This is a genomic window from Bacillus sp. AFS012607, assembly GCF_002558005.1.
Classification (GTDB): domain Bacteria; phylum Bacillota; class Bacilli; order Bacillales; family Bacillaceae_G; genus Bacillus_A; species Bacillus_A thuringiensis_S.
Map to the genome: position 1 here is coordinate 48,068 of NZ_NTVM01000021.1, position 10,186 is coordinate 58,253.

Below are 10,186 nucleotides of genomic sequence, written 5' to 3' on the forward strand. Positions count from 1 at the left end.
GAACAAAGGAGGGAACTACGAATGGCATACAGAAAATTAGGCCGTACAAGTGCGCAACGTAAAGCTATGTTACGTGACTTAGCTACTGATTTAATTATCAACGAGCGCATCCAAACGACAGAAACTCGTGCAAAAGAACTTCGTTCTGTAGTGGAAAAAATGATCACTTTAGGTAAACGCGGAGATCTTCATGCTCGTCGTCAAGCAGCAGCTTTCATTCGCAATGAAGTAGCTAACGCTGAGACTGGTCAAGATGCACTTCAAAAATTATTCGCTGATGTAGCTCCACGCTATGCTGAGCGCCAAGGCGGATACACTCGTATTGCAAAAATTGGTCCACGTCGCGGAGACGCAGCACCAATGGTAATTATCGAGTTAGTATAATGATAATTAAAAGGGCAGGACAGTTCTTTTCAAGAAACTGGTCATGGCCCTTTTTTTTAAATATAAAAATAGGCGAGCTTGGCGAAGGAAAGGGTGCCTTCTATTGAAAAAAGAGAAACTTCGGATAGGAAATATATCATTTCAATATCCTGGGGCAGCCACGTATGCATTAAAAGATGTTTCATTTTCCTTATATGAGGGAGAATGGGTATCTATTATTGGACAAAACGGTTCAGGAAAGTCTACACTTGCAAAATTATTGAATGGTTTGTTTTTGCCGGAAGCAGGGACTATTACAGTAAATGATTCAATGGTTTTATCAGAGGAAACGGTATGGGATGTTCGAAAACAAATTGGAATGGTATTTCAAAATCCAGATAATCAATTTGTTGGAACAACAGTGCAAGATGATGTTGTATTTGGTTTAGAGAATATCGGAATGCCAAGAGAACAAATGATTGAAAGATTAGAACAGGCCTTACGACTTGTCCGTATGGAAGATTTTCTTAATGATGAGCCTCATTCCTTATCTGGTGGGCAAAAACAGCGAGTGGCAATAGCAGGCGTTTTAGCACTTCAGCCATCTATTTTAATATTAGATGAAGCAACGTCAATGTTAGATCCTCAAGGAAGACGTGAAGTAGTAGAAACGGTTAGACAACTTGTTAATCAAAAAGGTATTACCGTGTTATCAATTACGCACGATTTAGAAGAAGCGGCGCAGTCAGATCGTGTCATTATTTTAAATAAGGGAGAAATATTAGAGGAAGGGATTCCAGAGAAAATTTTCAAGTCCTCTCATATGCTCCAAGAAATTGGCTTAGATGTACCGTTTTCGGTGAAAATAGCAGAATTATTAAAAAGAAATGAAATTCTTTTGCAAAATACGCATCTTACAATGGAAAGCTTGGTGAACGAACTTTGGAGATTACATTCCAAAAAGTAGAACATCGTTATCAATATAAAACTCCATTTGAAAGACGCGCACTTTATGATGTAGACGTGTCGTTTCCAAGTGGGGGCTATTATGCCATTATCGGTCATACTGGTTCAGGTAAGTCGACGATGATTCAACATTTAAATGGTTTATTGCAGCCGACAAATGGTACAGTTCAAATTGGTGAACATTTGATTTCGGCAGGAAAGAAAGAAAAAAAGCTAAAGCCACTACGTAAAAAAGTAGGGGTTGTCTTTCAATTCCCGGAACATCAGTTGTTTGAAGAAACTGTGGAGAAAGATATTTGCTTCGGACCTACTAATTTCGGGGTATCTGGAGACGAAGCGAAGCAAAAGGCTAGAGAGGCAATAGAACTTGTAGGGCTAGAACCGGAACTGTTAACACGTTCTCCGTTCGAATTAAGTGGTGGACAAATGAGACGTGTTGCTATAGCGGGTGTACTGGCAATGGAACCTGAAGTGCTTGTATTAGATGAACCTACAGCAGGTCTAGATCCAAAAGGGCAGAACGAACTTATGCAGATGTTTTATAAGTTGCATAAGGAGAAAGGGCTTACAGTTATCCTTGTAACGCATAATATGGAAGATGCTGCTCAGTATGCGGAACAAATTGTAGTTATGCATAAAGGAACGGTCTTTTTGCAAGGAAGTGCAGAGGAAGTATTTTCACATGCTGATGAACTAGAGAAAATTGGTGTGGATCTTCCTATGTCATTAAAGTATAAACGTGCAATTGAAGAGAAGTTTGGTATTTCAATTCCAAAGGCTACCTTATCTTTAGAGGATCTTACTCATGAAGTTGTGCAGGTGTTACGAAAAGGTGGTCATGAATCATGCAGCAGTTGATTATTGGGAGATATATCCCGGGGAATTCACTTATTCATCAACTTGATCCACGTACGAAGCTGCTGATTGTCTTTTTATATGTATTTGTTGTTTTCTTAGCAAATAATGCGATTTCATATGGATTTTTATTTTTATATGCACTCATTGCTTTATTTTTTGCAAAAGTGCCGATTCGTTATGTACTTTCGGGCTTAAAACCAATTTTATGGATTTTTCTTTTTACATTTTTCCTGCATATTTTTACAAATAAAGAGGGGGATGTACTACTCCAGCTTGGTTGGTTTTCGATACATGAAAAAGGATTAGAGCAAGGGATATACATTTCTGTACGGTTCTTCGTTATTATTTTAATGACGACATTATTAACGTTAACGACGACACCTATTGAAATTACAGATGGTTTGGAGACGTTATTAAAGCCATTGAAGCGTATAAAGGTTCCTGTTCATGAAATCGCATTAATGATGTCAATTTCTCTTCGTTTTATCCCGACATTAATGGATGAAACGAGTAAAATAATGAAAGCACAAGCATCACGTGGTATTGATTTCGCTGGTGGACCGATAAAAGATAGAATGAAAGCTATTATCTCACTGCTCGTTCCTCTGTTTATCAGTGCTTTTAAGCGTGCAGAGGACTTAGCTATTGCGATGGAAGCTCGTGGATATCAAAGTGGTGAAGGACGTACTAAATTTAGGCAACTACGCTGGAAAACAAGCGATACAGTAACGATTGTAAGCTTATTTTGTTTAGCTTGTATTTTGGCATGGGTGCGATCGTAATGGAGAATAGAGAAATGGATAGAATAAAATGTACGGTTGCATATGATGGTATGCATTTTTGTGGTTATCAAATTCAGCCGAAGCATCGTACTGTTCAACAGGAGATAGAAAAAGCATTACAGAAATTGCATAAGGGAGAACTTGTTCGTGTTCAGGCGTCTGGTAGAACAGATTCTACGGTTCATGCAAAAGGGCAAGTAATACACTTTGATACTCCTTTGTCTCTTGAGGAGTGGCAATGGAATAACGCTTTAAATACAATGTTGCCAGATGATATTGTTATTAGGCGAGTAGAGAAAAAAACAGAAGAATTTCATGCACGTTACGGTGTTGAGAAAAAAGAATATCGTTATCGTGTATTATTATCAAAGACTGCGGATGTATTCCGTAGAAATTACGTATATCAATATCCATATCCGCTCGAAATCAATTCTATAAGAAAAGCAATTCCTTATTTTATTGGAACGCATGATTTCACTTCTTTTTGCTCGGCAAAAACTGACAAAAAAGATAAAGTGCGAACAATTTATGAAATCGAGTTAATTGAGCAAGATGATGAATTAATTTTTCGTTTTGTAGGTAATGGATTTTTATATAATATGGTCAGAATTATTGTTGGTACGTTACTTAACGTAGGGCAAGGAAAGCTTGATCCTGATAGCATTCCAGAGATTTTAGCGAAACAAAATCGTCAGTTTGCTGGAAAGATGGCTCCAGGTCATGGGCTTTACCTATGGGAGGTAAACTATAACAACTAATCCTGGTGTAACATTTGCTTGACATTAGAAACTCAAAAGTATATCATAACATATGGTATTGTTTCTAAAACCACGATTAGCCCCGGAAGGAAATCGTGTTTAAGATAAACAATAGATTTTTTCTATGGAAAAGATAACGAGGAGGGAAACACATGCGTACGACTTTTATGGCAAAAGCTAACGAAGTTGAGCGTAAATGGTATGTGGTTGATGCTGAAGGTCAAACTTTAGGTCGCCTATCTACTGAAGTAGCATCCATTTTACGTGGTAAAAACAAACCTACATTTACACCACACGTTGACACGGGTGATCATGTAATTATTATTAACGCTGAGAAAATTCATTTAACAGGTAATAAATTAAACGATAAAATTTACTACCGTCACACTAACCACCCAGGTGGACTTAAGCAAAGAACAGCTCTTGAAATGCGTACAAACTACCCTGTACAAATGTTAGAGCTTGCAATTAAAGGCATGCTTCCAAAAGGACGCTTAGGCCGTCAAGTTTCTAAGAAACTTAACGTGTATGCTGGAGCAGAGCATCCACACCAAGCACAAAAACCAGAAGTTTACGAACTTCGCGGATAATTAATTAAAGGAGGGCTTACTTTGGCACAGGTTCAATACTATGGCACTGGACGTCGTAAGAGTTCAGTAGCGCGCGTACGCCTAGTTCCAGGCGAAGGACGCGTTATCATTAACGGTCGTGATTTTGAAAACTATATCCCATTTGCTGCATTACGTGAAGTAGTGAAACAACCTCTAGTTGCAACAGAAACTTTAGGTAACTACGATGTACTTGTAAACGTAAATGGTGGTGGATACACTGGTCAAGCTGGTGCTATTCGTCACGGTATTTCTCGCGCTTTATTAAAAGCTGATCCAGAATACCGTCTAACACTAAAACGTGCAGGTCTATTAACTCGTGACGCACGTATGAAAGAGCGTAAAAAATACGGTCTTAAAGGCGCACGTCGTGCACCTCAGTTCTCAAAACGTTAATTTTTGCGAACTACAAACCCCAACCATTTTGGTTGGGGTTTTTTTGTGTTTCATTCCTCTTTTACAATTTTTTTAGCTTGGAATATTTTAGTGCTACGGCCTCGCGTATGCTTCTTCTTTAGAAGTTTAGACTAATACGTATTAGGGAGGTTTATAAGTACTATGAATGTCATTGTCAGCTTACAAGAAAAACAAAAAGAAAAGCAGTTAAAATACGAGCGGAAGATGCTGCGAGAATTATCATTAAAAACATTGCGCTCAAATATTCGTGATGCCTTTCAAATGCAAGAGCTTCATCGTCAGTATGAAGATTACTGTATTGAATTAGGGATAGAATCTTATTTATTAGGAGCGAGATATAGTAAATTTGGTTATTATGGTGAATCGTTTTTTGATGTGAAATATAGAGCTTTAGAAGAAGAACAACAATTAACTGAAACGCTATTTCAATTTTTAACGAGTATGACTATGCGAGAAATAAAGTTGAAAGATGAGGAATTACTTTTTGAATCTTGTCAGCAGTTTATAGGATTGTGGTGGCAAGAAGGGTATGAAAAAGGTGAAAGAAGATATCGATTAAAGCTTCATTAAGACAAGCATAAACTTTCCTCTTGTCCCATATAAGTAATTAGAGGGACTAGCTGGAGGAGGAAAGGTATGAAGAGAATTCGAATTATCTCTTTTGCACTCGCTGCGGTTGTTTTGTTTTTTTTAGTCAAACAAGAATTTCAAATCACAAAATCGTGGCGAGCTTGGAATTTACCCTTATCAGGGAAAGTAATCGTATTAGATGCTGGGCATGGTGGACCAGATGGAGGGGCTGTTGGTGGAAAGGATATTATAGAAAAGGATATTACGCTTGAAATTACAAAAAAGGTACAAGACTATTTACAAGAACAAGGTGCACTAGTTATTTTAACGCGTGAGGGAGATTATGATTTAGCTAACAAAGATACAAAGTCATATAGTAGACGTAAAGCGGAGGATTTAAAAAAACGTGTAGAAATCATCAATAAACCAGATATAGACTTTTTTGCAAGCATTCATTTAAATGCTTTAACTAGTAGTGGATCGAAAGGCGCACAAACATTCTACTATCGCTCTTCAATTGAAAATGAACGTGCTGCTAAATTTATACAGGCTGAATTGAGAACGAGTTTAGAAAATACGAATCGTTCTGCTAAAACAATCTCTCACGTATACTTATTGAAGTATGCGAAAACACCAGGTGCTTTAATTGAAGCCGGCTTTTTATCGAATGTGAACGAAAGGTATATGTTAAATTCGGAGAAATATCAACAGAAGGTAGCAGCTGCAATATACCGTGGTATATTGCGTTATTTCACGGAAAAAGGAAATCCTCCAGAATAAGGAGGATTTTTTTGAGTTTCTCTCGTTAACGAAGTTTTCGGAAAATATGTTATACTGGAAATGTAAACGCATTAATTTGAAGAATAAACAAAGATGAATTCAATTAACATTACGTTATTTTTCATACAGGGGGCTGGGTTAATTATGGTAACGAAAGAACAAGTGGTTGAAGCGTTAGAAGGGATTGTAGATCCGTTTTTACATAAAACATTAAAAGAAACAAGTGCAATTAAAGAGGTAACAGTCAAGCCTGAGAAGGAACATGTGAGTGTCAAAATTGCAATCGTAAAAACTGGTACAGCGGAACAAATGCAGTTGCAGTCTGGAATTGTAAAGTTAGTAAAAGAACTTGGAGCAGCAACAGTTGGACTTCGTTTTGCAGAATTTACAGAAGAGGAATTAGCTCAGTTTGCACCAGAACAAGAAGCAGAGCAAAGTGAATCTTTATTGTCACCAAATTCAAAAACGACATTCTTAGCAGTAGCGAGTGGAAAAGGTGGCGTGGGAAAATCAACCGTTTCCGTTAACCTTGCAGTTGCTTTAGCTCGTTTAGGAAAAAAAGTTGGTATTATTGATGCGGACATTTACGGTTTTAGTGTGCCAGACATGATGGGGATAGAAAAACGTCCCATCGTAAGAGGTGACAAGATAATTCCGGTGGAACGTTTAGGTGTAAAGGTAATCTCAATGGGCTTCTTTGTAGAGGATAATGCACCAGTTATTTGGAGAGGACCTATGCTTGGGAAAATGTTAAACCACTTCTTCACAGAAGTGGAATGGGGCGATTTAGATTATTTAGTACTAGATTTACCACCAGGAACAGGTGATGTTGCGTTAGATGTGCACTCAATGTTGCCATCTTGCAAAGAGATTATTGTAACGACGCCTCATCCAACAGCTGCGTTTGTAGCAGCGCGTGCTGGAGCGATGGCATTACGCACTGAACATAGTATTCTCGGTGTTGTTGAGAACATGGCATATTTTGAAAGTAAGGTAACTGGTGAGAAAGAATATGTATTTGGAAGAGGCGGGGGAGATAAGTTGGCTACCGAACTACAAACAAATGTTCTTGGTCGTATTCCGCTGCAACAACCTGATTGGAATAAAGAAGACTTTGCTCCTTCAGTATATGAAGATACACATACAACCGGCATTATTTATAGTAAAATAGCCGAAGTGGTAATTGATAAAACAGCTGTTACACAAAAATAAAGTGAAACTTTAATCAGTGGAGTTCATCTGTTACTGGCAACAATGAGGGTTTTGTTACTAGTAAACTTTTCGCTTAACTAGAGGGCCATTTTGTCTGTTAATAGCAAGATAAAGTAATAACGAGTGGACAATTTATACATTGTCCACTCGTTATTATAGTTATTATTTTCACTGTTCTTCCTTCTTCTCGCCTTGAGAACCACCGTCACCGCCTGCTTCTTTCTTATCAGATCCACCTTTTTCAGCCTTTTGTACACCTTTACTAATGATATCAATCATCTTGGATTGGAAGAGTGGACTTTCAGCAGTTTCTGTTAGTACTTGTTGTAGATATTGACGGTATTCTTTACTCTTCATTGTTTGTAACATCATTTTTTCTACTTCAGGATTTTTCATGATTTCTATAACGCCTGCTTGGTATTCAGGGTCTTTTAATAAGGTTTTCATTAATTGGGTTTGTTCTTTCCCCATACTTTTAGCGAACTTCGATGAGAACTCAGGATCTTTAAAGAGCTTTTCCCAGAATTGTTGCCCTTTATCGGATACCATTGCATCTTCAATCGTTTTCTTTACTACTGTTTCATCTAGTATGAGTGCTTGTTTCATTTTTTCATCAGTTAATACATCTTGAATAGCTTTCTTACCTTGATCTGTTTTTAAAATATCAACAATCATTTTCTTTGTTTGATCGTAATCTAGTTCGGATTTCGTTTCTTTTCCTTGTGCGCATGCTACAAGTGCGATAAGTAGAAAAGAAGAAACGAAAATGAATAGTATCCGTTTCATAAGTTGGAACTCCTTTCAGCACAGTTCTCTCTTTTTAATATAAATATCTTTAAGGAATTTATACATGAACATGGCTAGCTTTTTGAAATTGTCATTGATACAATTTAATTAGAAATATAAGGATAATGGGGGATGTGTTGTGAATAGCCGCAAGTGGGTACGACTATTTTTAACGACGTTGTTTCTTGGTGGGATTAGCACAGTTATTATTGGTTTTGTTTTGGAGTGGGACAGGTACAATGAATTTTTTCAAAATTTCGACGTTAAGGAGATTTTAGCGGTATCTTTCTGGTTGATGGGTGTAGGATTTATTTTTAGCGTTATAAGTCAAATGGGATTCTTTGCATATTTAACAATCCATCGTTTTGGACTAGGGATGTTTCGCTCATCGTCTTTATGGAATGCAGTCCAGCTCTTCTTTATTGCATTCGTATTATTTGATTTTGTGTATTTAAGGTCTGTACTTATTGCAAATGGGGAAGTCTCATTGGGGAATAACATACTTGTTGCTGGAATTTTATTTGTGTTTGGAGCAATTGTTGCTTATGTAAAAAGTAAAGAAACAAATAAAAAAGCATTTGTGCCAGCTCTGTTCTTTATGGTTGTTGTAACAATTCTTGAATGGGTACCGGCGCTTCGGATTAATGATACAGATTGGTTATATTTAATGGTTATACCGCTATTGTTATGTAATGCATATCAATTACTTGTATTACATCGTTTAATCGGAAAAACGAGTAAACCTGCTTAATAGAGAGAGGTTTTATACACCGGCAGTTATATTACTGGAAATGGTGTGATTAAAAAAGCTCTACCACCTTCTTGAAAGGTAGTAGAGCTTTTTATACGTGAAGAGTAGTAGGGACGAAGCTATTTCACATCTTCACTTTTCGTACTTGTGTTGGAAATAAGTTGTGATACGGATATTTGCTCATATCCATCACTTTTTAATTTTTGCAGGAGCAGCGGTAAAGCTCTATTTGTTTGAAGGGCAGAATCGGATGCGTGTAATAAGACAATATCTCCACCTTTCAAATTATTAGAGACGGTGGAAACGATGTGGTTTACACCTGGGTTTTTCCAATCGTTTGAATTATTACTCCAATGCACGACGGTGTATCCAAGTGATTCTGCAATTTTAAGGGTTGCCTTGTTAAATTCGCCACTAGGTGGACGTAACAGTTTGACTTGTTTTACACCAAGTTTTGTAAAAACATCTTGTGCTCGTAAAAGGTCTCGTCTTATTTCATTCGTCTCTAGAGAAGTATAAGATGTGTAATTGTAACCCATACTACCGATTTCGTGTCCATCTTTCATGATGCGCTCTACAATATCGGGGTGTCTTTCGGCCCATGCAGCAGAAAGGAAGAAGGTTGCATTCTTAATTTCTCTTTCTTTAAGAGTATCAAGGATTGGAATTGCTTTTTTGTCTCCCCAACTAATATCAAACGTAAATGCAACTTGCTTTTTAGCGGTATCTCCTTTGTAAATTACTTTAGGGCCTGTAGCAGTTGAAAAAGCAGATTCATGTGAATATGTTTTTAAAAAGAGTAGCCATGCTGTAAATAAGGAAAGTATCACTATTAAGCTAATGTGTTTAAAAGTTCTTTTACTCGTAATAAAAAAGAAAAACATAATATTACGCCCCTTTGTCCAATCCTTTTCAGTTACATATATGCTGGAAATATAAAAAAGAGAACAAAGGATTAATATCGTAAGTAGTGGATATAATGAATGATAGGATTGTAATAAGTGAAAATGAGCGGAACGTTTATTGTTACGTAAGGAATTATTGAGGTGATCATTTGCTTGGGCTGATGTTGACAAAAGAAGAGAGAAAAGAGATGGAATACATATTAAAGAGAGAGTTAGAGGAACTTTTATTTGATTTTGAAGATGAGCGTATTCATGAAGTTGTAAAAAAGGCGATGGAAGAAAGATATAAAATCATTTTTTGTTTGTTTCGGAGAGTTGCTAACGCAGAGGAATGTATTCGTTATGTAAGAAAAAGAACTTTTTATTAAAAAGTATTGACGTTAATAGTTTGTATATGGTAAATTAATAAACGTCGCTGATGCGGAAACGC

14 protein-coding genes are annotated in these 10,186 nt (G+C 37.0%); 12 read left to right on the top strand and 2 right to left on the bottom strand.

Features of this window, described 5'->3' with window-relative positions:
* Window positions 1–21 precede the first annotated feature (21 nt).
* The 10 genes from rplQ (at window position 22) to CN409_RS23230 (ending at window position 7,314) form a co-directional block, all read left to right on the top strand.
* Window positions 22–384 (top strand): 50S ribosomal protein L17, encoded by a 363-nt coding sequence (gene rplQ, locus CN409_RS23185; RefSeq protein ID WP_000331490.1) that lies wholly within the window; start codon window positions 22–24, stop codon window positions 382–384.
* A gap of 103 nt (window positions 385–487) precedes the next feature.
* Window positions 488–1,330 carry an energy-coupling factor ABC transporter ATP-binding protein gene (locus CN409_RS23190; RefSeq protein WP_044783178.1) on the top strand — a complete coding sequence of 281 codons (843 nt, stop codon included), beginning with the start codon at window positions 488–490 and terminating at the stop codon, window positions 1,328–1,330.
* A complete protein-coding gene (locus tag CN409_RS23195) occupies window positions 1,306–2,187 on the top strand; it encodes an energy-coupling factor ABC transporter ATP-binding protein (protein ID WP_000406529.1) in 882 nt (293 codons plus the stop codon). Before CN409_RS23190 ends, CN409_RS23195 begins: the two co-directional genes overlap by 25 nt.
* Entirely contained in the window at window positions 2,175–2,969 is a 795-nt protein-coding gene (locus CN409_RS23200) for an energy-coupling factor transporter transmembrane component T family protein (RefSeq protein WP_001186530.1), read from the top strand. Before CN409_RS23195 ends, CN409_RS23200 begins: the two co-directional genes overlap by 13 nt.
* Before the next feature lie 14 nt (window positions 2,970–2,983).
* Complete coding sequence (gene truA, locus CN409_RS23205) at window positions 2,984–3,727, top strand: tRNA pseudouridine(38-40) synthase TruA (RefSeq protein WP_002084072.1); 744 nt, start codon at window positions 2,984–2,986, stop codon at window positions 3,725–3,727.
* Between the two features lie 152 nt (window positions 3,728–3,879).
* Window positions 3,880–4,317 (top strand): 50S ribosomal protein L13, encoded by a 438-nt coding sequence (rplM, locus tag CN409_RS23210; RefSeq protein ID WP_001260795.1) that lies wholly within the window; start codon window positions 3,880–3,882, stop codon window positions 4,315–4,317.
* Between the two features lie 21 nt (window positions 4,318–4,338).
* Entirely contained in the window at window positions 4,339–4,731 is a 393-nt protein-coding gene (gene rpsI / locus CN409_RS23215; RefSeq protein ID WP_000079986.1) for a 30S ribosomal protein S9, read from the top strand.
* 162 nt (window positions 4,732–4,893) lie between these two features.
* The gene (locus CN409_RS23220) at window positions 4,894–5,322 is read left to right on the top strand and encodes a DUF2521 family protein (protein ID WP_001101005.1); all 429 of its coding nucleotides are present in this window, start codon (window positions 4,894–4,896) and stop codon (window positions 5,320–5,322) included.
* Window positions 5,323–5,388: 66 nt separating this feature from the next.
* Window positions 5,389–6,102 carry an N-acetylmuramoyl-L-alanine amidase CwlD gene (gene cwlD / locus CN409_RS23225; protein ID WP_000822437.1) on the top strand — a complete coding sequence of 238 codons (714 nt, stop codon included), beginning with the start codon at window positions 5,389–5,391 and terminating at the stop codon, window positions 6,100–6,102.
* 144 nt (window positions 6,103–6,246) lie between these two features.
* Entirely contained in the window at window positions 6,247–7,314 is a 1,068-nt protein-coding gene (locus CN409_RS23230) for an Mrp/NBP35 family ATP-binding protein (RefSeq protein WP_000256626.1), read from the top strand.
* Between the two features lie 168 nt (window positions 7,315–7,482).
* On the opposite strand, the gene gerD is transcribed toward CN409_RS23230, so the two are convergent.
* Window positions 7,483–8,100 (bottom strand): spore germination lipoprotein GerD, encoded by a 618-nt coding sequence (gene gerD / locus CN409_RS23235; RefSeq protein ID WP_000821601.1) that lies wholly within the window; start codon window positions 8,098–8,100, stop codon window positions 7,483–7,485.
* Between the two features lie 139 nt (window positions 8,101–8,239).
* Between gerD and kbaA the strand changes: the two genes are divergently transcribed.
* Entirely contained in the window at window positions 8,240–8,851 is a 612-nt protein-coding gene (kbaA, locus tag CN409_RS23240) for a KinB signaling pathway activation protein KbaA (protein ID WP_001088533.1), read from the top strand.
* 119 nt (window positions 8,852–8,970) lie between these two features.
* Here the strand turns inward: kbaA and pdaB are convergent, their stop codons facing one another.
* Window positions 8,971–9,735, bottom strand: a complete 765-nt coding sequence (gene pdaB, locus CN409_RS23245; RefSeq protein WP_000464716.1) for a polysaccharide deacetylase family sporulation protein PdaB — start codon at window positions 9,733–9,735, stop codon at window positions 8,971–8,973.
* A gap of 170 nt (window positions 9,736–9,905) precedes the next feature.
* On the opposite strand from pdaB, the gene CN409_RS23250 reads away from it, so the two are divergent.
* Window positions 9,906–10,124 carry a hypothetical protein gene (locus CN409_RS23250; protein ID WP_000901145.1) on the top strand — a complete coding sequence of 73 codons (219 nt, stop codon included), beginning with the start codon at window positions 9,906–9,908 and terminating at the stop codon, window positions 10,122–10,124.
* The last annotated feature ends 62 nt before the right edge of the window (window positions 10,125–10,186 follow it).